Annotated in this window: 24 protein-coding genes; 14 read left to right on the top strand and 10 right to left on the bottom strand. The window is 63.2% G+C overall.

Annotated elements, in window-relative coordinates:
* Nucleotides 1-14: 14 nt before the first annotated feature.
* Nucleotides 15-1,520 (bottom strand): AMP-binding protein, encoded by a 1,506-nt coding sequence (locus JL474_RS18290; protein WP_203143201.1) that lies wholly within the window; start codon nt 1,518-1,520, stop codon nt 15-17.
* Entirely contained in the window at nt 1,504-2,190 is a 687-nt protein-coding gene (locus tag JL474_RS18285) for a thermostable hemolysin (RefSeq protein ID WP_236012370.1), read from the bottom strand. Before JL474_RS18285 ends, JL474_RS18290 begins: the two co-directional genes overlap by 17 nt.
* 135 nt (nt 2,191-2,325) lie before the next feature.
* Here JL474_RS18285 and JL474_RS18280 point away from each other — a divergent pair, with 135 nt between their 5' ends.
* Both JL474_RS18280 and JL474_RS18275 read left to right on the top strand, forming a co-directional pair.
* Complete coding sequence (locus JL474_RS18280; protein WP_123635604.1) at nt 2,326-3,012, top strand: response regulator; 687 nt, start codon at nt 2,326-2,328, stop codon at nt 3,010-3,012.
* A complete protein-coding gene (locus JL474_RS18275; protein WP_203143200.1) occupies nt 3,012-4,406 on the top strand; it encodes an ATP-binding protein in 1,395 nt (464 codons plus the stop codon). Before JL474_RS18280 ends, JL474_RS18275 begins: the two co-directional genes overlap by 1 nt.
* On the opposite strand, the gene JL474_RS18270 is transcribed toward JL474_RS18275, so the two are convergent.
* A complete protein-coding gene (locus JL474_RS18270; protein ID WP_203143199.1) occupies nt 4,393-5,307 on the bottom strand; it encodes an alpha/beta fold hydrolase in 915 nt (304 codons plus the stop codon). The two genes, JL474_RS18275 and JL474_RS18270, sit on opposite strands and share 14 nt — an antisense overlap.
* Nucleotides 5,308-5,485: 178 nt before the next feature.
* Here JL474_RS18270 and JL474_RS18265 point away from each other — a divergent pair, with 178 nt between their 5' ends.
* Entirely contained in the window at nt 5,486-6,886 is a 1,401-nt protein-coding gene (locus JL474_RS18265) for an MATE family efflux transporter (protein ID WP_203143198.1), read from the top strand.
* On the opposite strand, the gene JL474_RS18260 is transcribed toward JL474_RS18265, so the two are convergent.
* Nucleotides 6,807-7,838, bottom strand: coding sequence for a GGDEF domain-containing protein (locus tag JL474_RS18260; protein WP_328797847.1), 1,032 nt, complete (start codon nt 7,836-7,838; stop codon nt 6,807-6,809). The genes JL474_RS18265 and JL474_RS18260 overlap by 80 nt on opposite strands.
* A gap of 224 nt (nt 7,839-8,062) precedes the next feature.
* On the opposite strand from JL474_RS18260, the gene JL474_RS18255 reads away from it, so the two are divergent.
* The 5 genes from JL474_RS18255 to JL474_RS18235 all read left to right on the top strand — a co-directional run bounded on the left by JL474_RS18255 (nt 8,063) and on the right by JL474_RS18235 (nt 12,444).
* Complete coding sequence (locus JL474_RS18255; RefSeq protein WP_203143197.1) at nt 8,063-8,509, top strand: acyl-CoA thioesterase; 447 nt, start codon at nt 8,063-8,065, stop codon at nt 8,507-8,509.
* Between the two features lie 140 nt (nt 8,510-8,649).
* Nucleotides 8,650-9,783, top strand: coding sequence for an HD-GYP domain-containing protein (locus tag JL474_RS18250; protein ID WP_131484034.1), 1,134 nt, complete (start codon nt 8,650-8,652; stop codon nt 9,781-9,783).
* 44 nt (nt 9,784-9,827) lie between these two features.
* On the top strand, nt 9,828-10,634 hold the full coding sequence (locus JL474_RS18245; RefSeq protein WP_203143196.1) for a phosphotransferase: 807 nt from the start codon (nt 9,828-9,830) through the stop codon (nt 10,632-10,634).
* A gap of 153 nt (nt 10,635-10,787) precedes the next feature.
* The gene (locus JL474_RS18240; RefSeq protein WP_203143195.1) at nt 10,788-11,468 is read left to right on the top strand and encodes a type 1 glutamine amidotransferase domain-containing protein; all 681 of its coding nucleotides are present in this window, start codon (nt 10,788-10,790) and stop codon (nt 11,466-11,468) included.
* A gap of 4 nt (nt 11,469-11,472) precedes the next feature.
* Nucleotides 11,473-12,444 carry an NAD(P)H-quinone oxidoreductase gene (locus JL474_RS18235; protein WP_123635612.1) on the top strand — a complete coding sequence of 324 codons (972 nt, stop codon included), beginning with the start codon at nt 11,473-11,475 and terminating at the stop codon, nt 12,442-12,444.
* 72 nt (nt 12,445-12,516) lie between these two features.
* Here the strand turns inward: JL474_RS18235 and fghA are convergent, their stop codons facing one another.
* Both fghA and JL474_RS18225 read right to left on the bottom strand, forming a co-directional pair.
* Nucleotides 12,517-13,353: an S-formylglutathione hydrolase gene (gene fghA, locus JL474_RS18230; RefSeq protein ID WP_203143194.1), complete on the bottom strand. Its 837-nt coding sequence runs from the start codon at nt 13,351-13,353 to the stop codon at nt 12,517-12,519.
* A 251-nt stretch (nt 13,354-13,604) separates the two neighbouring features.
* Nucleotides 13,605-14,033, bottom strand: coding sequence for a CBS domain-containing protein (locus JL474_RS18225; protein ID WP_123635614.1), 429 nt, complete (start codon nt 14,031-14,033; stop codon nt 13,605-13,607).
* Between the two features lie 279 nt (nt 14,034-14,312).
* Here JL474_RS18225 and JL474_RS18220 point away from each other — a divergent pair, with 279 nt between their 5' ends.
* The 3 genes from JL474_RS18220 to JL474_RS18210 all read left to right on the top strand — a co-directional run bounded on the left by JL474_RS18220 (nt 14,313) and on the right by JL474_RS18210 (nt 16,460).
* Complete coding sequence (locus tag JL474_RS18220) at nt 14,313-15,356, top strand: GAF domain-containing protein (RefSeq protein ID WP_123635615.1); 1,044 nt, start codon at nt 14,313-14,315, stop codon at nt 15,354-15,356.
* A 268-nt stretch (nt 15,357-15,624) separates the two neighbouring features.
* Nucleotides 15,625-15,783: a hypothetical protein gene (locus tag JL474_RS18215; RefSeq protein WP_190294922.1), complete on the top strand. Its 159-nt coding sequence runs from the start codon at nt 15,625-15,627 to the stop codon at nt 15,781-15,783.
* Nucleotides 15,784-16,019: 236 nt separating this feature from the next.
* Nucleotides 16,020-16,460 carry a VOC family protein gene (locus JL474_RS18210; protein WP_203143193.1) on the top strand — a complete coding sequence of 147 codons (441 nt, stop codon included), beginning with the start codon at nt 16,020-16,022 and terminating at the stop codon, nt 16,458-16,460.
* Between the two features lie 4 nt (nt 16,461-16,464).
* Here JL474_RS18210 and JL474_RS18205 read toward each other — a convergent pair whose 3' ends face one another.
* Complete coding sequence (locus tag JL474_RS18205; protein ID WP_407944071.1) at nt 16,465-17,391, bottom strand: alpha/beta fold hydrolase; 927 nt, start codon at nt 17,389-17,391, stop codon at nt 16,465-16,467.
* A gap of 225 nt (nt 17,392-17,616) precedes the next feature.
* Between JL474_RS18205 and JL474_RS18200 the strand changes: the two genes are divergently transcribed.
* A complete protein-coding gene (locus JL474_RS18200) occupies nt 17,617-18,972 on the top strand; it encodes an alanine/glycine:cation symporter family protein (protein ID WP_123635618.1) in 1,356 nt (451 codons plus the stop codon).
* A gap of 123 nt (nt 18,973-19,095) precedes the next feature.
* On the top strand, nt 19,096-19,749 hold the full coding sequence (locus JL474_RS18195; RefSeq protein WP_123635619.1) for a peroxiredoxin: 654 nt from the start codon (nt 19,096-19,098) through the stop codon (nt 19,747-19,749).
* 74 nt (nt 19,750-19,823) lie between these two features.
* On the opposite strand, the gene JL474_RS18190 is transcribed toward JL474_RS18195, so the two are convergent.
* The 3 genes from JL474_RS18190 to JL474_RS18180 all read right to left on the bottom strand — a co-directional run bounded on the left by JL474_RS18190 (nt 19,824) and on the right by JL474_RS18180 (nt 22,345).
* Entirely contained in the window at nt 19,824-20,603 is a 780-nt protein-coding gene (locus tag JL474_RS18190; protein ID WP_131484087.1) for a MetQ/NlpA family ABC transporter substrate-binding protein, read from the bottom strand.
* 69 nt (nt 20,604-20,672) lie between these two features.
* Nucleotides 20,673-21,338 carry a methionine ABC transporter permease gene (locus tag JL474_RS18185; RefSeq protein ID WP_123635640.1) on the bottom strand — a complete coding sequence of 222 codons (666 nt, stop codon included), beginning with the start codon at nt 21,336-21,338 and terminating at the stop codon, nt 20,673-20,675.
* A complete protein-coding gene (locus JL474_RS18180) occupies nt 21,338-22,345 on the bottom strand; it encodes a methionine ABC transporter ATP-binding protein (RefSeq protein WP_123635621.1) in 1,008 nt (335 codons plus the stop codon). Before JL474_RS18180 ends, JL474_RS18185 begins: the two co-directional genes overlap by 1 nt.
* A 169-nt stretch (nt 22,346-22,514) precedes the next feature.
* On the opposite strand from JL474_RS18180, the gene JL474_RS18175 reads away from it, so the two are divergent.
* Nucleotides 22,515-23,915, top strand: coding sequence for an HDOD domain-containing protein (locus JL474_RS18175; RefSeq protein WP_236012366.1), 1,401 nt, complete (start codon nt 22,515-22,517; stop codon nt 23,913-23,915).
* Nucleotides 23,916-23,923 lie beyond the last annotated feature (8 nt).

The following is a 23,923-nucleotide window of genomic DNA, read 5'->3' as shown; positions in this document are numbered from 1 at the left end:
CTCGTGGTTCTGGATCAGCCGCAACGGGCTTCGGATAGGGTGATGGCGGCCGGATCGCTTTGTTCAGCGGCCGCCAGCAGCTCACCGAGATCGGCCATTAAACGGGGCCGGATCAGGCGGCCATTGGGAGTAACGTGCCCCTGATGCGGTGACAACGGTTCACGGCGGATATAGAGCTGTGACAAGCGGGCGTAGTCCGGAAGCGTCCGATTCAGCTCCGCCACGGCACGCGCCACGGCGTCACTGTCCCGGCTGTCGGCTATCACCAACAGGGCACGGGGTCTCGGCTCACCGTCACCAAACACCAGCGCCTGACGCGCGCCGACAGACTGCACCAGCTCACTCTCCAGCCACTCGGGATTGATATTGCGACCGTAGCTGGTGATCAGCAGGTTCTTGGAACGGCCGTTGACGACCAGGAAGCCATCGTCATCGAACCGGCCCAGATCGCCGGTAGCCAGAGGCTCCCGGGGACGTTGTTCATCGCCCAGATAGCCCAGGTGGGTATTGCCGCGCACCAGGATCTCGCCCAGATTGCTCACCGACACCTCGACATGGGAGAGCGGCTTGCCCACGCAACCGGGCCGGTTGGCGTCGGGGCCGTTGAGCGCCACCACCGAGCCACACTCGGACAGGCCATAGCCTTCATAAAGCGGCAGGCCCTGAGCATCGGCGCGATCCAGCAACGCCGTCGAGACCTTACCGCCTCCCACAGCCAGGAAGCGGAAGCGCAGTCCCGATAGTGCGCCCTGTTCCGCGGCGGTCACCAGCAGCGTGGCCAGCTCCGGCACCAGGATCAGCGAATCGGGCTGACAGGCGTGCAAGGCCTGCAGCAACTTCGGCACATCCAGCTGGCTGCTGCCGGTGAAGCCCAGCTGGCTGACTGGCCAGACATGGACCGTCGCCCCCAGGGACAAAGGCAGATAGACGCCGGCGACGTTCTCCAGCAGCGTCGCCAGCGGCAGCACACAGAGGTGGCGTCGAATGCCGAGGGAGCCGACCCGCTCCGCCAGTGCCCGGACCGTCGCATCCTGATGCTCGCCGGACAGGCAGACGCCGCGTGGGGTGCCCGTGCTGCCAGAGGTAAAGGTGATCTTGGCCGTACTTGCCGGCACGTGGCCTTCAACGCCGGTCGTGTGCAGCGTCCGCAGGCAGACCGGCCCCCAGATCGGGACCGATTCGATATCGCCTGACGGCAAATCCGCAGGGCGACCGAACAGCAGCCCCTGTAATCCGGCGCTGTCGCACAGATGCTGCACCTGTTTCTCCGAAAAGAAACCGGGGACCGGCACACACACCAGCTCGGCCAGACGGCAGGCCAGATCCGCAATGATCCACCCCGGACTGTTGTCACCACACAGACCCAGCCGCTGCAAGCCACTCTCACGCAGGCGTTCTGCCAGCACTTCCACGGCGGTCATCAGTTCTTCGTAAGTGAAGCTTTCATCCGGCGACTTCAGGGCAATGGCGTCGGGCTGCTCCATCACCCGCTGCAAGACAGTATCAAGCAGAGAGCTCATAGCGCCCTCCCGCAGCTGGCACCCGGTGGATGTGCCGCAGCAGGCCCAGTCGCGTGAGGGCATCATGGCCCGAGGGCACATGAGCCACCATGACCATGGGCGAGTGCTGGTAATAGCGGCCCCAGCCGCGGCCCTTGTCAGGCAGGCGCGCAGGATCGGCGTTGCCGACGATCTCGGTGCGGATGCCCATCCGATCGAAGCTGTTTCGCAGGTGTGACGTGCCGGTAAAGGCGATCCACTGCACGTCGCGGTCGGCGAGCCAGATGGTCAGTAGCGGGAACAGGAACCGGCTGACGCCGGGCTCGACCCCGGCCAGGTGCGCCACTTCGATAATGGAAGAGCGGGCGGAACCGTCCGGAATGGCGGACTCGATCGGCCCGTCCAGGTAATCCTCGAGAAACAGGCGTTCTTCGGCGGCGCAACGGACACCCACCGCAGCGGATACCCGGTTTTCGGGACTCAGCAGGGCCATCAGGCTGGCAATACGTAGGCGTGGTCGCGCACCATAGGCATCCAGGAAGCGACTTTGAATGAATCGGACAACCTGCTCTTCGGCAGGGGAATCCGGGCTGACGGAACACAGGCTACGACCGGCCAGGCTCAGCTCGGGGCGAAAATCCTCGGGCCATGAAAGCCGGTCCGGATGAGGCAAGGTATCAGGCATGGTCATCGGTCTCTCTCGTCAGGTTTACACAGACTAGAGGACCCGCCTTAATGGAAACTTAAGCCGCCAATATCGCTTTCTTAAGCCATACTTAAGCTTTATATGGAAGCCTTGCGGGCGTTGCGGGAAAAGGATTCAGGAATGCGGATACTGCTGGTCGAAGACGATCACCACCTGGCCAGGACCATGCTGGGCATGTTGCGGGAACACCACGATACCGTCGACTGGATCGACGATGGCCAGAAAGCGGCCAATGCCATTGCCGACGAGCATTTCGATCTCGTCCTGCTGGACCTGACCCTGCCCCGCAAGGATGGGCTGGACGTCCTCAAGGACGTGCGCAAGCGCGGCGTTCCAACGCCCATCATCATCCTCACTGCCCGTGGCGATATGGATGAAAAGCTCACAGGACTGGATGCCGGCGCCGACGACTATATGACCAAGCCATTCGTCATGGCCGAGCTGAAAGCCCGCATCCGTGCCGTGACCCGCCGCGCCGAGGGCAAGGCCGACAGCAGCCTGGTCGTCGGCCATCTGAAGCTGAATCCCGAACACGGCCAGCTGTTCCTCGCCGACAGTGCCGTGACCCTGCCCCGGGCGGAATTCCAGATCCTGCACTACCTGATGCGCCACCCGGACCAGGTCGCCACACGCCGGCGCCTGGAGGATCAACTGTACGGCTGGGACCACGGCGCCGAAAGCAACGCCCTGGAAGTCCACATCCACCACCTGCGCCGGCGAATCGGCAAGACGCTGATTCGCACTGTCCGCGGGGTCGGCTACATGCTCGACTCCAATGAAGCCCGCAACGCCGATGCCGTGTCCTGATGTCCCTGACCCGCAAGCTTTCCCTGACCGTCGCCCTGTTGACCCTGTTCCTGGCCCTGGTTGCCGCCGTCTGGAGTTATCTGGGCAGCAACCATGAACTGGAAGAGGTGTTCGATGCCGAACTGGCCCAGAGCGCCCGGATCGTTCAGGGTCTGGTTCACCACCTCTCTCACGATCAGCCACTGGGCCAGTTGAAGGACGCGCTGGAAGACTCGCTGCAACTGCCGCCCGGCGTGGACGACCCGGACGACGACGATGAAGCCCTGCCCAATCAGCTGGGCCATAAATACGAGAAGAAAATCGCCTTCCAGATCTGGGCGAAGGACAGCACCCCCCTGCTGTCGTCGCCCGCCCTCACCGAACAGAGTGACCGGCCCTCGCCCGGCTATGCGTGGGCCGAGTCCGGCGGCTACCAGTGGCGCACCTTCACGCTGCGCGATCCGGAAACCGGCCTGTGGATCCTGAGCGGTCAGCGCGAGGATATCCGCAGCGAACTGAGCGGTGAACTGGCCATGAGCAACGTGCTGCCGCTGTTGATCGTATTGCCTGTCCTGCTGGTTTTGGTGGTCCTGGCCATCCGCTGGACCTTCCGGCCGCTGCGCCAACTGGAACGCCCGATCCGCAACATGGCGCCGGAACGCATTCACCACCTCGACGAAAAGCAGGCTCCGCCGGAAGTCCATGGTCTGGTCAGTGCCGTCAACGGCCTGCTGCGACGCCTGGATCAGGCGCTGGAGCGGGAACGCCAGTTCTCCGCCGATGCCGCCCATGAGCTGCGCACACCGCTGGCCGCCCTGCGCCTGAACCTGGAAGAGGCCAGCGAAAAATCTCCCGGGCAATTTGCGGACCTGTTGGCGTCGGTAGACCGGATGAATCACCTGGTCGAACAGATGCTGTTGCTGAGTCGCATTGACGCTGGCGCCCCCGGCGAACCCCAGTTGGACAGCATTTCGGACATCGTGGCCCAGGCCGTGGCCGATGTGGCCCCGGTGGCGCTCCGGGACAACGTGGAACTGATTCTCGACGATCGCGTCGACAGCGACCGGGTTCTCTGCCACAGCGCGCTGATTGCCACCCTGGTGCGGTCACTGACCGCCAACGCCATCCAGTACAGCCCGGCCGGCAGTGAAGTCACCCTGCAATTAACGGAAAAGGGCGCCGACACCTGCCTGAGGATCTGCGACAGTGGACCGGGCATTGCCCCGGAGGCTCGGGAACGGGCCCTGCAACGGTTCGTAAGACTGGATCAGCGCCAGGGCAGCGGCGCCGGTCTGGGGCTGGCCATCGCCAACCGGATTGCCGAACTCCACGGCGGCCGCCTTGTGCTGGAAGACCGGGACGACGGGCGCCCCGGACTCTGCGTCCGGGTCATGTTGCCCCTCACGCGGCTTTGACGATTTCCCGCAGACGCTCGAACAGCTCAGCCTGGAAAGTTTCAGACAGCGGATAAAGATGCCCAGCGTCCGGAAGCAGGCGGACATCCGCATTGGGCAGGTTCTCCGCCAGGTGACGGGCATAGGCCACCGGCACGAACGGATCCTCGCGCCCCTGGTAGATCAGCGTGCGCACGCCGACTTCCCGCAGACGGAACCCCCAGTCCACCAGTTCGGTCATCAAATCCTGGGCGATGGCCCGGCCCCCGCTTTCCAGACAGGTGATCTGATCCGCCCGGAACAGCTGGGTGCGCATGAAGGACGACAGCAGTGCCCGATCGTCCGCGCTGATCAGCTGACGGGCCTCACGCATGTACAGGCCCGGATGGCGGCGTGACAGGCGCATCACCACCCGCACCACCAACCGCAGCAGCATCGGGCTGATCCGCGCCAGCATCGGACCCGGCCAGCGGGTGGCCTCCAGCAACACCTTGCGGCCGTCGTATTCGGCGAAATTGGTATACCCGGACAGGGACACCGCCAGCCGGACCCGCTCGGGCATGGCATAGGCACAGGCCAGGGTCCGCGAGCCGCCGCTGGACCAGCCCATGTGGATAAACCGGTCGATGCCGAGCGCATCCGCCAGCTGGGCCACATCATCGGGATAGTCCAACAGCACGCGGTCCGCCTGGAACGTGGAGCCGCCAATCCCCGGCCGGTCCGGCGTGATGATGCGAAACCCGTGGCGCCGGGCCTGGCGATGGAAGAACCAGCCCTCCATGCGGCAGCCGGGCATACCGTGGGCAAACAGGATCGGCGTACCCTGAGGATCCCCCAGGTCGGTGTAGACCAGATCGCGACCGTCTCGCAGCGAGAGGCGGCCGTCGTGACTTCGAAACTGGACAAAGCGGTTGATGGTCATCTTCCTTGTGACGGTGGGTGCCGGCGGACCCGACACAACGGGACTTCCGCAGTCTAGCAGGTGTCCGGGCATCCGTAGATTCCACTATGACCTGAGTCAGCTCTGCGGTGTGGCTTCATGATAGTCTCAACCGCGCTCTATCTCCCTGAACCGCCCTTTCACCTTGGACGCAAGACCCGTGGACGACACCCATCAGCCCATTCCCGAAGCCCGGCAAGGCACCGTGGCCCGCACCCTGGCGGAGTGGAAGACGTTGGCGCTTCTGGGCGGCCCCATCCTGATCGCTCAGATCGCCCAGGTGGCCAACGGCGTGATCGATACGGTCATGGCCGGCCACGCCAGCGCCGAAGACCTGGCCGCGGTGGGCATCGGCAGTAGCCTGTGGGTGCCGCTGTTCCTGATGTTCATGGGTGTGTTGGGTGCGCTGCAGCCCATCGTTTCCGGTCACCGGGGCGCCCGGGCCTTCGGGCAGATCATGCCGGTCACCTGGCAGGGCATCTACATCGGGCTGGGCGCCGCGCTGATCATGGTGGGCCTGCTGCTCAACGTGCGGCCCGTGCTCAACCTGCTACGGCTGGACCTGCACACTGCGCTGCTGACCCAGGGCTACCTGGACGCCTTCTGCTGGGGCGTGCCGGCCATCCTGCTGATGACTGCCCTGCGTGGGTTGACGGACGGGCTGGGCCATACGCATGTGATCATGGCGTTCTCGGTGCTGGGCACGCTGATCAACCTGCCCCTGAACTACATCTTCATCTACGGCAAGCTGGGCATGCCGGCCATGGGCGGCGTCGGCTGCGGCTGGGCCACGTCGATATCCAGCTGGATCGCCATGCTCAGCCTGCTGGTCTACCTGAATCGCAGCCGGGTCTTCCACCACTTTCACCTGTGGCGGGAGCGTGCCAGGCCGGACTGGGAGATCATCAACGAAGTCCTGCGACTGGGCGTACCGATCGGGTTCACCATCTTCGTCGAGGCCAGCATGTTCTCGGTGATCGCGCTGTTTCTCGCCCCATTGGGCCCCGTTGTGGTGGCGGGTCATCAGATTGCCCTGAACGTGGTGTCGCTGGTGTTCATGGTGCCGCTCAGCCTGGGCATGGCCCTGACGCTGCGCATCAGCTTCCTGGTAGGCGCCCGCGAGACGGACACTGCACGCCTGCTCGGTCGCAGTACGCTGATACTGTCGGTCGCCATTGCCCTGTGTTTCGCCTCGATCCTGTGGCTGGGCAACAGCCTGATCGCCGCCCTCTACACCAACGATCCGGCGGTGCAGGCGGTGTCGATGCACCTGCTGGTGTTCGCCGCCCTGTTCCAGATCGCCGACGTCACCCAGGTCACCTGCATCAGCGCGCTGCGCGGTTACAAGGACACCAGCGTTCCCATGGTGATCATGGTGTTCTCGTTCTGGGGGATCGGTTTGCCGCTGGGCTGGGTATTGACGTTCACCGATACGTTCGCCGATCCCATGGGCGCGGCCGGGTTCTGGGTCGGGCTGACGGTCAGCCTGGTATCCGCTGGTCTGATGCTGGGGACCCGGCTATTCCGCTTCCGGGTGTCGGCTCAGCCGGCAACAGCCTGATCACCACCTGGTTGCGACCGCGGCTCTTGGCTTCGTAGAGGGCGTCGTCGGCGCGGGCCAGCCAGGATTCGGCATCGTCCCCCGGCTGCAGGCAGGAGACACCGAACGACGCGGTGATCGGGCCGGTGGGCGTCTGCAGTTCGCTGGCCACCTTGTGCCGCAGGTTTTCCGCCACCGCCTGGATGCCGCTGGCCTGTACACCGGGCATCAACAGGACGAATTCTTCTCCACCAAACCGGAACAGCTGATCGCTGCGGCGGGTACAGCGCCGGACCAGGTCGGTGCACTCCACCAGCGCCTCATCCCCCCGGGCGTGTCCGTAGGCATCGTTGATGCGCTTGAAGTGATCGAGATCGAAGATGATCAGGGCGTAGGGCATGTCATTGCGGATGTGGTTGGCCACCGCTGCCTGCATCTCCTCCTCCATGGCCCGCCGATTCTTCACACCGGTGAGCGGGTCATGGGTGGCCAGCCGTTCGAGGCGCTCCCGTTGGTGCTCGTTGCGCCGGGCAAAGATGTAGGCGCAACTGCTGACCACGATGCAGGTGGTCACGAAAGACAGCATCTGCTCATGGGAATCAAAGGCGGAACCGTCAATCATCAGCGCCGCCAGGGCCAGGCTGTTCACCACCACCGCCAAAATCGGCGAGGCCAGGAAGAAACTGGTCACCAGGGCGGGAAACAGCCAGAACAACCCTTCATCCCCCAGCAGAGTGGCCACCATCACTCCGCCGGTACAGGCAAACACCGCCAGGCAGAATCCGGCCCGCCGGTTATCCCCAGTCAGCCAGGCGTACACCACGGCGGCACAGATTGAAGCCAGGATCAGCAGGTCGGTCACGCCAGCCATGACGTTACCGGTCAGGAAACGGAACACGGCAAACGGGGTAATGCCAAAGACCGCACAGGCACCGAGCAGGGTAATAATCGACAGTTGAAAGTCGTGTCTCAATCGATAGAACATGGTGCGCAAGCCAGCCACAGCAGGGACGGCAGTGTCCCGATTATTATTGGTTATTGTCGGTGGGCGACCCGACCTTGCGCCATGACACGGCGCACAGTCCTTCCGTGATCCGCCCGGAATCTGTCAACAGCGTAGTCGGTTCCGGAAAAAAGGGTAGCCTCTTGTGACAAATGTTACGAAGCAGGTCCCATAATTGAAAGGAGCATGACCGCATGCCAGAGCCTTTTGAATTCCGCCTGCGGGTTCGCTATGGCGAATGCGACGCCCAGGGCGTGGTGTTCAACGCCCGCTACGGCGACTATGTCGACATCGCCATGAACGAGTACATCCGCACGCTGTTCGGCGATTACCAGCGCCTGCTGGACCAGGGCGTGGATATCCAGGTGGTCAACTTGAACCAGAACTGGCGCGCCCCGGCTCACTTCGATGACGTCCTCTGCGCCCGCATCGAGCCGGGCCGGATCGGCAACACGTCGTTCAGCCTGCACATCGCGTTTGTGGAATATCGCGAACAGCGCCTTGTCATGACCGCCGACATCACCTATGTCCTGATCGACGCCCGGGCCGGCGGCAAGACCCCCATCCCCGAGGCCATCCGTCGCCAACTGGCCGACGGGGCCCCCGAGACGGTGATCAGCCACGCCGGAGAGACCGCCTGAGCCCTCCGGAAAGCAAAAACTTGTTACAGGGGCGCTTTCGGGCACCCGTTCTATTACAACACGTACAGAAATAGGCTAAATTGGTCGGATGGGCCTCTGGAAGGCCTCAATTATAATAAGCTCCGGAAAGCGTGCGCGTTGTGCCAAACCTAGTCCGAATTGCCCCTGGCGCCCTGATTATCGGCAAGCCACTGCCGTGGACCGTCTACGACGCGGACGGCAATGTGCTGTTGACCCAGGGCTACGTCATCCAGACGGACGTGCAGCTGGAGCAGCTGTTCGAGCGCGGCCTGTTCTACCCCCGCCGCAGCGATACCCCCGAACCGGAGCCGGAACCCGAAGAAGACATCCGGCCCCGCAACCCCTTCAGCGACTACCCGGAACTCCTGCGGACCCTGGAAGTGACGCTGCAGTCGGTGCAGAACCAGTCGCCGGATGCCCAGCGTCGGGTGATCGGCCTGGCCAACCTGGTGGCCCGCTGCTGTCGGGAAGCGCCGGATCCGTGCCTGGCGCTGGTGCACCTGTATTCCGTGGAGCCAACCGCCTACGAACAAACCCTGTTCTACGCCATCATTTGCTATTTCACGGCCCAGCAGTTGGGAATGGACGACAAACGGGTGCTGGTTCTGCTGGGCGCCGCCCTGACCGCCAACCTCGCCCTGCTGCCGATCCTCGACAAGCTCAACCAGTCCCGGCGCCGGCTGAGCGACGACCAGCGCGCCATCATCCGTAAACACCCGATCCTGAGCGTGGCCGCATTGGAGCGGGCAGGAATCGACAACCGCCTGCTGCTGAAGATCGTCAGCCAGCACCATGAGCAACCGGACGGCTCCGGTTATCCCGAGGGCCTCAGCGGCCGGGACATCCTGCCGGAAGCGCGTATGCTGGCGCTGGCCGAGCGTTACACCGCGATGATCACCCGGCGCGCCTACCGCGACCGTTTCAGCATCACCCAGGCCCGGTCCGAACTGGCCGAAGCCAGCCACGGGTTGCACGACCGCAGTATCCACGACGCCCTGCTCAAGGCCATTACGGCTTATCCGCCGGGCTCACTGGTGCGGCTGGCCAACGGCGAAGTGGCGGTGGTGACCCATCGCGCCTCCGGCCTGCAGGGCACCCAGGCCCAGGCCATTATGAGCCCCACCGGCAACCGCTACATCGGCGCCTTCAGGCGCGACTGCTCCCGCCCGGAATACGAAATCCAGCAGGTGGAAGTCCCGGAAATGCTGCCGTCCATGGACTACGGCCAACTCTGGTCATTTGATCGTCATTGACTGCTGTGCGATAACACCGGCCAGAGCTTTCTGCCGGATCCGCCATGACGTCACCGCCTTCCCCCGACATCGACCGTTTGCTTGCCCCTCTGCCGGAGGACTGGCAACGCCGATTGCGCCATGCCCACGCCGCTCGCGTCAATGCGGGCCTGTGCAATGAGGTGTATCGGCTCACCGCCGACGAAGGCGTGTTTGCACTGCGCCTGAACCATCCGCACCCGGATGCGCTGGGGATCGATACCGCCCGGGAACGGCAGGTGCTCAACACCATCGCCGGACAGCCCTGGGCGCCCATCGTCCATCACCACGATGCCCACAGCATGCTGAGCGAATGGATGCACGGCGAAGCGCCCCTGGGTGGCGCGTCGACCCGGCTCCACTGGCTGGCTCACGCCCTGGAAAGCGTCCACACCATCACGACGCCGCTGCCTGTCATCGATATTCCGGAGCAGATGACCCGACTGGCACAACGCTGCGGCCCTGAGGCGTCCGCTGCACAACGGCGTGTTGATGCCCTGTTGACTCACTACCAGCCACCCAACTGCCGGGTCCTCTGCCACCACGACTGGCATCCGGGGAACCTGCTGATCGGTCGCGGCGGCTGGACGCTGCTGGATTGGGAATTCGCCGGCGCCGGCGATCCGCGCCTGGATGTGGGCGGCGCCATCAACGGTTTCGCCCTGAACAGTGATCAAATCACCACACTGAGCCGTATGACCGGGTTCGGCGTATCGGAACTGAAACGGGCCAGCGCGATCATGACCGCACTGGAACGGCTCTGGTTTGCCGCCAACCCGACCCTGACGGATGACGCTCAGCTCCGCCTGAGACAATGGATCGAGGCGAACTGATCATCCCGACGTGACGGGTTGAATAACGGCGGTATCGGTCCCTATATACTTCTATAGAGGCAGAAATATACCGGCAAACAGCTATTAGACGACCGGTCTAATATACGTTAGCGTTGAATCACGGTATTCAATGACGCACTCAGGAGGAACAACATGAAAGTACTGATGGTACTGACCTCGCACGACCAGATGGGCGACACCGGGCACAAGACCGGCTTCTGGCTCGAGGAATTTGCCTCCCCCTATTACGCCTTCGTGGACGCCGGCATCGACGTCACCCTGGCATCCCCTGCCGGCGGCCAGCCTCCGGTTGACCCCAACAGCGACGCCGAAGACGCCCAGACCGACGCCACGCGCCGTTTCAAACAGGACACCGAAGCCCGCAAGGCGCTGGCCAATACGTTGAAGCTGGACAGCGTCAGCTCATCCGATTTCGACGCCATTTTCTATCCGGGCGGTCACGGTCCGCTGTGGGATCTTGCCGAGGACCCGACGTCCATCACGCTGCTGGAAGCAGCGGCGGGCAACAGCACGGTGATCGGCGCGGTGTGTCACGCCCCCGGTGTCTTCCGTCACGTCAAGGGGCCCAACGGCGAAGCCCTGGTCAAAGGCCGCAAGGTGACCGGGTTCACCAACAGCGAGGAAGCGGCGGTTCAGCTGACCGATGTGGTTCCGTTCCTGGTGGAAGACATGCTCAAGGAGAGCGGTGGTGATTACAGTCGGACCGACGACTGGGGCTCTCACGTGGTGGTCGACGGCAACCTGATTACCGGCCAGAACCCGGCATCGTCGGAAGACGCCGCAAATGCGGTCATCAAGGCCATCAAGGGCTGACACCATGAAAGCGATTGCCATCGACAACGACCGGCTCGAGTGGCGGGATCACCCGTCGCCGGGCTCGCCAAGAGCGAACGAGGTCCTGATCGACGTTGCCTATGCCGGTATGAACCGGGCCGATCTGATGCAACGCGCCGGGGCCTATCCACCGCCGCCGGGCGCGTCGGCGATTCTGGGCCTGGAAGTGAGCGGGCATGTGCATGCGGTGGGTGAGGACGTCACCCATCTCCAGGTCGGCGACCCGGTTTGTGCCTTGCTGGCCGGCGGTGGCTACGCGGAGCAGGTGATGGTGCCCGCGCCGCAGGTTCTGCCGCTACCGGAGAACGTGTCGCTGCGCGAAGCCGCGGGCCTGCCCGAAGTCTTCGCCACGGCGTGGCTCAATCTCTACATGGAAGCAGCGCTCAAACCGGGCGAACGCATCCTGCTCCATGCCGGCGCCAGCGGCGTCGGCACTGCCGTGATCCAGTTGGGTCGTGCGCTGGGCAATCCGGTCTTCGTGACGGCCGGCAGCGACGCCAAGGTGGAAGCCTGCATGAGACTGGGCGCAGACGACGGCTGGAATCGCCACAACGGCAGCTTTGTATCGGCCGTGCTGGACTGGGGCGGAGCCGATATGGTGCTGGACCCGGTCGGTGGCGATTACATCGGTTTGGATCAGCAGGTGCTGCGGCCCAACGGGCGCATCGTGCTGATCGGACTGATGGGTGGCCGGCAGGCCCAGTTGGATCTGGGCCTGATGCTGATGAAGCGTCAGCGCCTGATCGGCTCCACCCTCCGCTCACAGCCGGTGGCGGTCAAGGGTGACGTCATGGACGCGCTGTACGAGACGGTCTGGCCGTTGCTGGCCGAAGGTGAGGTGCGGCCGATCATCGATCGGGAATACCCCATCGAAAAGGCCGCCAGTGCCATGGATTACCTGCAGTCCAACACCAGCCAGGGTAAGGTGGTGCTGCAGGTGGACGGCGACGCCTGACACGCCACCCCATCTCTGGTCCGGGGGCGCGAGTCCAGCGCCCCCGACGTCAAGCCCCCAAGGCCGCGTGAATTACAGCAGGCCCAGCGACTTGGCGTGGTGATCCAGGTGCTCGTCAATGAACGAGGCGATGAAGAAGTAGCTGTGGTCATAGCCGCTGTGCATGCGCAGCGTCACGTGGTGATGCACGCGCTCACAGGCCTCGGCCAGCGTCTCCGGATAGAGCTGCTCCTCCAGGAACTGGTCGGCCGTGCCCTGATCGATCAGCAGAGGCAGACGCTCCTCCGCCTCCGGAATCAGCAACGTAGCGTCGTATTCCGCCCAGGTGGATTCATCCCCGCCCAGATACCCCAGGAACGCTTTCTGGCCCCAGGGGCAGGCCGTGGGGTGGCAAATGGGCGCGAACGCCGAAACCGAGGCGTAGCGGCCCGGATTTTTCAGGGCGGCGATCAACGCGCCGTGCCCGCCCATGGAATGACCGGATACCGCTCGCTGGTCGGTCACCGGCAATTCGGCCTCCAGCAATGCCGGCAGTTCCCGGACCACGTAATCGTACATGCGGTAGTGCTTTGACCAGGGCGCCTGGGTGGCGTTGACGTAAAAGCCGGCCCCGCTGCCAAAATCATAGCTGTCGTCTTCGCCGGGCAGATCCACCCCACGCGGGCTGGTGTCCGGGCAGACGATGGCCAGGCCCAACTCTGCGGCCCGCTTCTGGGCTCCGGCCTTCTGCATGAAGTTTTCATCCGTGCAGGTCAGTCCCGACAACCAGTAAAGCACGGGCACAGGCGCCTTCCGGGCCTGCGGTGGCAGGAATACGGCAAACACCATGTCGCAATCCAGCACATCGGAACGATGGCGATACCGGCGGTGCTCGCCATTAAAGCAGCGGTTGGATGAAAGCAGTTCCATCGTTGATTCCTCTCTACCCAGTCCGGGGCAGCGCACAACCGTGTGACCCATCGCGATCGGCCCGCCTTCTGCGCCACCCTCAATTGCGGGAAAGGCGTCCGGGTCTATAGCCGGACGCCCGCCAGTGTCCATCCTTCGGGCAGGCGTCGGCCTGCCTCGGGGTCCGTCGGGGTGAGCGGTTCAACCCGCCTGCCGCGGTTCTGTCAGGATCCGATCGCCCGGAGCCATGCCGATTTCCCCGTCGGCGGCGATCAATCCTCGGTGGCAAACCTCGGCACGGCCACCCCATAGCCGGTCTTGGCCAGAGCAGCCAGGATCGCGGCCCGGGTTATGATACCGACCAGACGGCCACCGTCCACCACGGGATAGATCTTGGGCTTGTTACGACCGAGATTCTGCGCCAGATCCACAACGGCCATCTCCGGTGGCACGGTCAGCGGATCGGAGAACATGACGTCCTCCACGACCGGCTCCCCTTCATGGTGATAACTGGTCACCAGCATGGCATGAATGCAGTCCTGCTCGGAAACGAAGCCGAGCACGTGGCGCTTGTCATCCACGACTGGCAAGCCGGTAACGTGATTGCGCAGCAACACCTCCACGACCTTGGTCAGTGGCGTTCCACTGTGCACCGGTTCGATGTGATTCCACATCACATCGCCGACCTTGAGTGATCGCATGACGGACTCTCCTGTTCCAGCGGGGCGCTTGCCCCCGGAGGCATCGCAGGCGGGCGGTGGCGATGGCAGGACGGGCGTTTTGAAGCGACGCCAATCCGCTACGGCCGGCCCCGTCGTTCGGCAATGCCCTGTTCCCTTAAACTAGGCAAAGTTGCGCCGATAGGGAAATACAAAAAAGGGATCGCAGGCGCCTTGACCATTGCCAACCCGGTGCTGTGAGCGATCCCGGAATATGCCTATACTGGTGTCAGTTCTTCAACCGTTTGCCGAAGGGACTCCATGAAAACACCACCCCGCCCGCACGATGAAATGCAGCGCCTGGACGCCCTGCGCACTCTCCGGGCTCTGGACACACCGGTGGAGGAGCGTTTCGAGCGCATCACGCGCCTGGCCCAGAAGTTCTTTGGCGTGGCCATGGCGGCCATCACGTTGGTGGACGAGGAACGCCAGTGGTTCAAGTCGATCCAGGGGCTGGACACCCGCCAGACCGACCGGCGTATTTCCTTCTGCGGGCACGCACTGCTCGAGGAACACCTGTTTGTTGTCGAGGACGCTGCCCAGGATCCCCGTTTCGCCGACAATCCGCTGGTCACCGGGCACCCCCATATTCGCTTCTACGCCGGCATTCCGCTCCGGGCGCGCAATCGTCAGCCGGTGGGCACCCTGTGTCTCATCGACAATCGTCCACGCCAAGCCGCGGATATGGACTTCGATGCCCTGCAGGACCTGGCCAGTCTGACGGAACGGGAATTTACGTTCGACAGCCCCGGCAACCGCGCTCCTACGAACACCATTCGCGGCGGCGCCCGGGAGAACCTGCTGGACGAAGTCACGGGCCTCTGGAACTGGGCCGGGCTGGTGCGCCAACTGGAGGAGTCCAACCAGCGTCTGAAGCTGATTGGTGGCGACATGACCCTGGTCTGGCTGCGGGTCGGGTTCGACAGGACGAGCCTCAGTGCAGAAGAAACCAATCATCTGCGCCGCGACTGGGCCGAGAAATTGCTGTCCGGGCTGGAGTTCTTCGATACGGCAGGGGTCGTGTCCGAAGGGGACTTCCTGATGATGGTCAGCGAGAGCGATCGCGCCCAGTTGCTGGTTCGACTGGGCATGGTGGCCCAACGCCTGAGCCCGGAAGAGGGCAGGGACGGGGACCAACGGTTTCCCACGCACCTGGCCTTCGCGGCGATACGCTGCATTGACGGCCGCCTGGGCGTTGCGGAACTGCTCGACCAGTTGGAGATGGCCCTGCCGGACCCCGACAACGCCTCCGGCACCCTGGCCCTGATCGACGGCAACCAGCGCTCCCGGGTGGCGCTGCTGTAACCGGACATCACACGCTACTGTTCAGATTTTACGCAACATTTTCTTACAAAATTCGTAGACTACTTATTCCCCAAACTGCCGGATTATTGTACATTTCTCCTGCGTTTCGGGGATCCCCTCCAGAGACGTACTCCGAGTTCTTTCGGGGTGACCTGCGTGGCCTCCACAGCAGCGTCTGACACTGACATATTTTATCGCTTAGGCGTTTATGAACAGGACGTTCCCATCGTGGAGCGCCTGGACAAACTCGTTCTTTTGGAGGTGTATTATGCGTTTGAACAACCTGGTCGTCCGTTTCCGCCGCAACGTGGCTGTGCCCGAGCAGTCTCGTGTTGAGGCCATCAGCCGTCGTCAGACCATGAGCCTGGAAGCGCTCAATCGTCCGGCTCAGTCTCGCAGCATCAAGGCGGCCCTGCGCCAGCGCTAAAACCGGCGCGGTACAAGACGAACAACAAGGAGGAATCTCGTTTTGAGTATTCCCAATTGATAGCCAGCTCAAGTCTCTTGGGCTGGCTATTTTATTTCTGACCCCCGTGTTTTTGCCCGCCGATTTCCCGCGTCACCATCCGCGAAACCCCGCATGCCCCATCAGCCGCCACCCTGGCCAATCTGTGCGAGAATAGCCCCATCACACCTGTCCCTGTTTCTGATGAGGAGCGACTGATGCAATACCTGCACACCATGGTTCGCGTTGCCGATCTCGAGGCTTCCCTGCATTTTTACTGCGATCTCCTGGGCCTGGAGGAAGTGCGCCGCATGGACAACGACAAGGGCCGCTTCACGCTGGTGTTCCTTGCCGCGCCGGAAGACAAGGAGCGGGCGCTGGCCGATAAGGCGCCGATGGTGGAACTGACCCACAACTGGGATCCGGAAGAATACAGCGGCGGGCGCAACTTCGGTCACCTGGCCTACCGCGTGGACGACCTCTATGCGCTGTGCGAGAAGCTGCAAGCCGGCGGCGTTACCATCAACCGCCCACCCCGCGATGGCCACATGGCCTTCGTCCGCTCCCCGGACAACATTTCCATCGAACTGCTGCAGAAAGGCGATGCCCTGCCGCCGCAGGAGCCCTGGGCCAGCATGGAAAATACCGGCTCCTGGTAAGCCTTCAGCCCCGCGCCTGCTTGATGGTGGCCAGACTTTGTTCGGCAATGGTGTCCAGCAGCGGAGCGGGCATGTCGTGTCCCATGCCGGGAATCAGCTTGAGGCGGGCGTGGGGTATCAGGTACCGCAACTGATCGGCCGCCGCCGGTCGCACCAGGGGATCCGCCGCGCCGTGGATGATGCTGGTGGGCACCTGGATGCGACGGGTGATCGATGACAGGCTGCCGGTGGCGAGAATCGCCCGGGTCTGGCGCAGGATGCCCGCTGGATGATAGCTGCGCCGGTAGTCGTTGATCAGGCGATCACGCACCTCGTGCGGTGAGGTCGGATAATCCGGACTCTGGATCGCCCGCCAGAAATCGAGCGAGCGCGCCACCACCGCGTCTTCGTCGTGGCCCTTCACCCCCACACCCGACAGCCGCCAGACCAGCGCCAGCTTCGGCATGGGCAGGCGCGGGCTGTTGGTGGAGGTCATCACCAACGTCGCCGAACGCACCCGGCGCGGATGGTTGCCCGCCAGGATCTGACTGATCATGCCGCCCATGGACACGCCAACAATATGCGCACTCTCCAGCCCCAGGCTGTGCATCAGGCCACAGACGTCCGCTGCCATGTCATGCAGGGTGTAGGGCGCCGCTATCGGCCGGCCCAGCCGTGACAGGGCCATAGCCTTGAGCGGATGCCCTTCCAACCGCGCCTTCAGGTGCGTCGACAGGCCAATGTCCCGGTTATCAAAGCGAATGACGCGATAGCCGGCAGCCGCATAGCGATCCAGCAGCGCCTCTGGCCACAGGGTCATCTGTGCCCCCAGGCCCATGATGAACACCACCGGCTCACCGTCGACCGGGCCACGGGTTTCCACACAGAAGTCCAGGCCGTTGGCCGATACGGTATGGAGCTGGGGCGGACTGCTTCTCAGGGCTACGTTCACGGACATCTCCTTTTCTCTGTGACTAGGATACTGCATTCCTGCCCCCCAGCCATGCCCGGATTCCCCGATCCAATGAGTCAGTACGGCAAACCGATGCATGCCCAAAAATGACCAATTATTCATCTATCGCATTGTTTCCTATGAATATTTCGGTAATTATCGGCATTTGAGTCTATACTCCTTCCATTCCAACAACACCAACCCGCACCTCAGGAGGAAACGCACATGGAAGCCCTTTCCGATTTCATAAAACTGATCAACGGCTGGGTCTGGGGCCCGCCCATGCTGGTCCTGATCCTGGGCGTCGGTCTGTTCCTGAGCCTCGGCCTGAAACTGATGCCGGTGCTCAAGCTCCGCGCGGGCTTCCGTTTGATGTGGCAGGGGCGCAAGTCCACGGATGAAGGCGAGATACCGCCCTTCCAGGCACTGATGACCGCCCTCTCGGCCACCGTCGGTACCGGCAACATCGCCGGCGTGGCGACTGCGGTCTTCCTGGGCGGACCCGGCGCGCTGTTCTGGATGTGGCTGACGGCGCTGGTGGGCATGGCCACCAAGTATTCCGAAGCGGTGCTGGCGGTCAATTTTCGGGAAGTCGACGAACGCGGCGACCATGTCGGCGGCCCCATGTACTACATCCGCAACGGGCTGGGGCGACACTGGAGCTGGCTGGCCGTGCTGTTTGCGATTTTCGCGTCCATTGCCGGCTTCGGTATTGGCAACACGGTTCAGGCCAACTCGGTCGCCGACGTGGTTCAAACCAATTTTGGCCTGCCCCATTGGGTGACAGGTCTGGTCCTGGCGATACTGGTGGGCCTGGTGCTGATTGGCGGCATCAAGCGGATCGGCCAGGTGGCGTCCTCCCTGGTGCCGCTGATGGCGATTGCCTATCTCGTCTCCGGGCTGATTGTCCTGGCCCTGAACGCCACCGAGATCCCCCACGCCATTGTCATGGTGGTCAAGCACGCCTTCACGCCCGTGGCGGCCCAGGGGGGCTTTGCCGGTGCCGCCGTGTGGGCAGCGATCCGCTTCGGTGTCGCCCGGGGCATCTTCTCGAATGAAGCGGGGCTGGGTTCGGCGCCGATTGCCCACGCCGCGGCGCAGACCAACAACCCGATCAAGCAGGGCATGGTGGCGATGCTGGGCACGTTCATCGACACCATCATCATCTGCACCATCACCGGGCTGGTGATCATCACCTCCGGCGCCTGGACCAGCGGGGAATCCGGCGCCGCCCTCACCTCCATGGCGTTTGCCAACGTCTTACCCGGCGTCGGCAACTACATGGTCGCCATCGCGCTGGCGGTGTTTGCCTTCACCACCATCCTGGGCTGGTCGTTCTACGGCGAACGCTGTATCGAATTCCTGTTTGGCGTGAAGGCGATCTGGCCGTATCGTGTGTTGTGGATCATTGCCATTCCGGTGGGCGCCACCTCGAACCTGGGCATTATCTGGCTGATTGCCGACACGCTGAATGCGATGATGGCGATCCCCAACCTGATCGCGCTGGCCCTGCTGAGCCCGATCGTGTTCCGCCTGACCCGGGAACATTTCGCCCGCGAAGCGATCAAACCGCAGTCATAACAGGGCGTTATAAGCTAGAGTAAAAAGGTCTTTTGAGTTCAACCGGGCCGGCCCAATAGTCACTGGAAGCAATGGACGATCAGCGCCGTGGGCCGGCGTTACCGACTAACAGGAGGAGCATCAATGAGCTTACGTCTAGGCGATACCGCACCCGACTTTGAACAGGATTCCAGCGAAGGCCGCATTCGGTTCCACGAATGGCTGGGCGACAGCTGGGGCATCCTGTTCTCGCATCCGGCGGACTTTACCCCGGTCTGCACCACGGAGCTGGGGCTCACTGCCAAACTGAAGGACGAGTTCGCCAAGCGTAACGTCAAGGCGATCGCACTGAGCGTCGACGATGTGGAGTCCCACAAGCGGTGGATCAACGACATCAACGAGACCCAGGGCTGCACCGTCAACTTCCCGATCCTCGCGGACGGTGACCGCACGGTTTCCACCCTGTACGACATGATTCACCCCAACGCCGACGACAGCATGACCGTACGCTCCCTGTTCGTGATCGACCCGAACAAGAAGGTACGGCTGATGATCACCTACCCGGCCAGCACCGGCCGCAACTTCAACGAAGTACTGCGCGTGGTGGATTCGCTGCAATTGACCGACGATCACAAGGTCGCCACCCCGGGCAACTGGACCGCCGGCGACGACGTGGTCATCGTGCCGTCCCTGCAGGACGAGGAAGAGATCCAGAAGCGTTTCCCGAAAGGCTACAAGGCGGTGCGCCCCTACCTGCGCATGACGCCGGACCCGAAAGCCAACTGGAGCGGCGACTGAATCAGTCGTTGCCCCAAACAAAAAGACCCCGGCCTCGGCCGGGGTCTTTTTTTGTACGGTGATCCGTACCGGGATCAGAAGGCCGGTACGACAGCACCCTTGTACTTTTCCTTGATGAACTCGCGCACGTCGTCGCTGGTCAGGGCATCGGCCAGCTTCTTCATGGCATCGCTGTCCTTGTTGTCCGGACGGGCGACCAGGATGTTCACGTAAGGCGAGTCCGCACCCTCGATGATCAGCGCGTCCTTGGTCGGGTTCAGGCCCGCTTCCAGCGCGTAGTTGGTGTTGATCATCGCCAGGTCGACCTGACTCAGGACACGCGGCAGGGTGGCCGCTTCCAGTTCGTAAAAGTTCAGGTTCTTCGGGTTCTCGGCGATGTCACGCGGAGTCGCGGTGATCTTGCTGCTGTCCTTCAGCTTGATCAGGCCCGCCTTCTGCAGCAGCAGGAGCGCCCGGCCGCCGTTGGTCGGATCGTTGGGGATCGCGACGGTGGCACCGTCTTCCAGCTGGTCCAGGGAATCGATCTTCTTGGAGTAGGCGCCGAACGGCTCGACGTGAACGCCCACCACGCTGACCAGGTTGGTGCCCTTGCCGTCGTTGAATTCGGTCAGGTACGGCTGGTGCTGGAAGTAGTTGGCGTCCATCCGCTTCTGGGCCACCTGGATATTGGGCTGGACGTAGTCCGTGAAGACCTTCACTTCCAGGTCCACACCTTCTTTAGCCAGGGTCGGCTTGATGTGCTCGAGAATTTCAGCGTGCGGTACGGCGGTCGCCGCCACGGTCAGCTTGTCCGCAGCCTGTACGGAAAATGCCGCCAGGGTGGCAGCCAGCGCCAGAATCTTGGTCAGTTTCATAATGTCCTCGTTGTTACGATGGCAATTTTTCTTTTAGGCGGCGCCCGGAAAGCGCCGCATGATGCGGTGTCAGCGACGGCTGAAGTAAAGAACGAGCCGGTCGCCAACCATTTGCAATATCTGAACAAAAATAACCAGAAGCGCCACGGTAATGACCATCACGTCGGTCTGGAATCGCTGATAACCGAAACGGATGGCCAGGTCACCCAGGCCGCCCCCGCCGATCACACCGGACATGGCGGCGTAGGACACCAGCGTAATCGCAGTCACGGTGATGCCGGCGATGATGCCCGGCATGGCTTCGGGCAGCAGCGCCCCGAAGATCACCTGGCGCACCGTCGCGCCCATCGCCTGGGTCGCCTCGATGATGCCACGATCCACTTCCCGCAGTGAGGTTTCCACCAGCCGCGCGAAGAAAGGCGCACCGCCGGCCACCAGTGGCGGAATGGCCCCGGCCACACCGAGCGACGTGCCGATCAGCATCACCGTGAACGGAATCATCACGATCAGCAGGATAATAAACGGCACCGAGCGCAGGACGTTCACCACGAACGACAGCACGGCGTAGGCCACCGGCTGTTCCAGCAGCTGGCGCTTGCCGGTCAGGAACAGCAGGACGCCCAGCGGCAGGCCGAACAGCACACTGAAGAACAGCGACGCGCCGACCATCACCAGCGTGTCCCAGCTGGCCCCGCCGATTTCGCCCCAGTCCACGTTGGTCAGCAGATCATCCATCATCGCACCACCTCCACGTGAACGTCGGCCGCTTCCAGAGCAGCCTGTGCGGCTTGCAGGTCACCGCCCACCAGTGACAGGGTGAGCTGGCCGTAGGGCGTGTCCTTGATACGGTCGATACGCCCGGAAAGAATACTGAAATCCACGCCGGTCTCCCGCGCCACACTGCCCAACAACGGCTTGTAGGTCGACTCGCCGCGGAACGTCAGGCGCAGGATGCGGCCTTCGGCCTGTTCGAAATTGGCCTGCATTTCCTGCTCGTCCACATGCTCGCTCTCAAACACGAAATCGCGCGTGGTGGGGTGCTTCGGATGCAGGAACACGTCGGTGACCGGGCCCATCTCGACCACCTCACCGGCGTCCATCACGGCCACCCGGTCGCAAACCCGGCGCACCACGTCCATTTCGTGGGTGATCAGGACAATCGTCAGCTTCAGTTCCCGATTCAGATCCCCCAGCAGACGCAGCACCGATTGGGTGGTCTGCGGGTCCAGCGCGCTGGTGGCTTCGTCACACAGCAGGATGGTCGGACGACAGGCCAGGGCGCGGGCGATGCCGACCCGCTGCTTTTGCCCGCCGGACAACTGGGACGGGAACTTGCGCGCGTGATGGGTCAGGCCCACCCGCTCCAGCAATTCCGCCACACGGGTGCGGATCTCGTCCCGGGAATAGATGCCCGCCAGCTTCATGGGAAAGGCGATGTTGTCTTCCACCGTCTTGGAGGACAACAGGTTGAAGTGCTGGAAAATCATCCCGACCTTGCGCCGGAAATTGCGCAGGTCGTCGCTGTCGTACCCGGTCACGTCCTCGTCATCGATCACGATCCTGCCGCCGCTGGGACGTTCCAGCAGGTTGATAAGGCGAACCAGCGTCGATTTGCCCGCCCCGGAATGACCGACGATGCCGAACACCTCGCCGTTCTCGATCGCGAGACTGGTGGGCTGCAGCGCGGGGATCGCCCGGCCTTCCACCTCATAGGCCTTGTGGACCTGATCAAACTCAATCACTTGGCATCTCTGCAAACCTGAAAATGATCGCGCAGTATAGCGCAGGCCGGCGCCAAACCCGAATCGGGGCATGCCGCAACGCCGCCCGAAACGCGGCACTCGGCGGGAAGGGCGCAATCAGCTAGACTCATAAGATGAACAAGCAGTCACAAATCTCGGAGCCACATTCTTGAGCGACACGCCAACGCGTCTGCAGTCGACCCAGGCCTGGGTGGATTACCTCAGCCAGGTCGAACTGCCTGTCCTGGCCAACACCCTGCGCCGCATTAACCAGCTGGCGGAAAGTAACAACTCGACCGTGAGCGAGCTGGCGGCCGTGATTCTCAACGACGCCCAGCTCACGTCCCAGGTGCTGCGCCTGTCGAATTCGGCCTTCTATAACCACAGCCGGGTTCAGGTGAGCACCGTGAGCCGTGCGATCACGCTGATTGGCTTCGATGCGGTGAAATCGATGGCCATCTCGTCCCTGTTGATCGATACGCTGATTCAGCGCAACCCCCGCCCACACCTGCTGAAATCCCTGGCGCGGGCGCTGCATGCGGCGGTTCAGGCACGCTGCCTGCTGCCCGGCGGCAATGAACAGGCCCATGAGGAGGTGTTTATCGGGGCGTTGCTGATGAACATCGGCGAACTGGCTTTCTGGTCGTGCCCCACCGAACAGGCGGCGGAACTCGCCGCCCGCATGCCGGCTGACAAACCCGCCGAACTGCAGAAAGAGATTCTCGGCACCACGTTTGTCGAAATCACCCGCGGTCTGGTGGACGTCTGGAAACTGGGTCGCTTTATTCACGATGTCGTCAGCGCCGGACGGGCCAGTTCACCCGCGGTTGCGCTGGTGCGTGATTCCGTTGAATTGGCCCGTGAGGCCGAGAACGGCTGGCGCTCGGCGGCGGTGGACAAACGCCTCGCCCGCATCGCCGAGAACATCGGTGAGCAGCCTGCCAGCGTGCGGGACCAGGTGCGACTCAATGCCGGCGAGGCGGAGGAGATTGCCGTCTCCTTTGGCATCCCCCAGATCCGTGGTCTCCTGCCCGGAAATGCGGAATCCGATGCGGGAGAAGCCCCCGAGGCGCCGCAGGGGGATCCCGGTTTGCAACTCAGTATCCTGCGAGATATTTCCGCCGCGCTGGCGACCCAACCGGATCTGAACGGCATTTGCCAGATGGTCGTGGAGGGCATTCATCGGGCCGTCGGGTTGCGTCGGGTTGCGCTGCTGATGGCCGATCGCAGCGGCGCCGAGCTGGTGCCCCGCAAGGTGCTGGGCAGCGGCACCGCCGCCTGGCGCGATCATTTTATGGTCCACCGGGACGGCGCCGACGGTCTCAGGAGCTTGCTCACCGACCAATGCGAAATCCTGCCCGCCGGAGATCGGCCGCTGCTGCCGAACTGCGATGCCTGGATCGGCACCCGCCCGGCTTTAGCGGGACCGCTGTATGCCGGTTCCCGCCGGGTGGGCCTGTTCTATGCCGACAATGGCGACCTGCAGGCCAGCCTGTCCGAGGACCAGCTGACCGCTTTCAGCCATTTCGTGCAGCAGGCCCAGCTCTGCATCACCCTGCTGGCCCGGTAACCGGGCCG

This window comes from Marinobacter mangrovi (assembly GCF_016798325.1).
Classification (GTDB): Bacteria; Pseudomonadota; Gammaproteobacteria; order Pseudomonadales; family Oleiphilaceae; genus Marinobacter_A; species Marinobacter_A mangrovi.
This window is presented reverse-complemented; position numbering and strand designations above follow the sequence as displayed.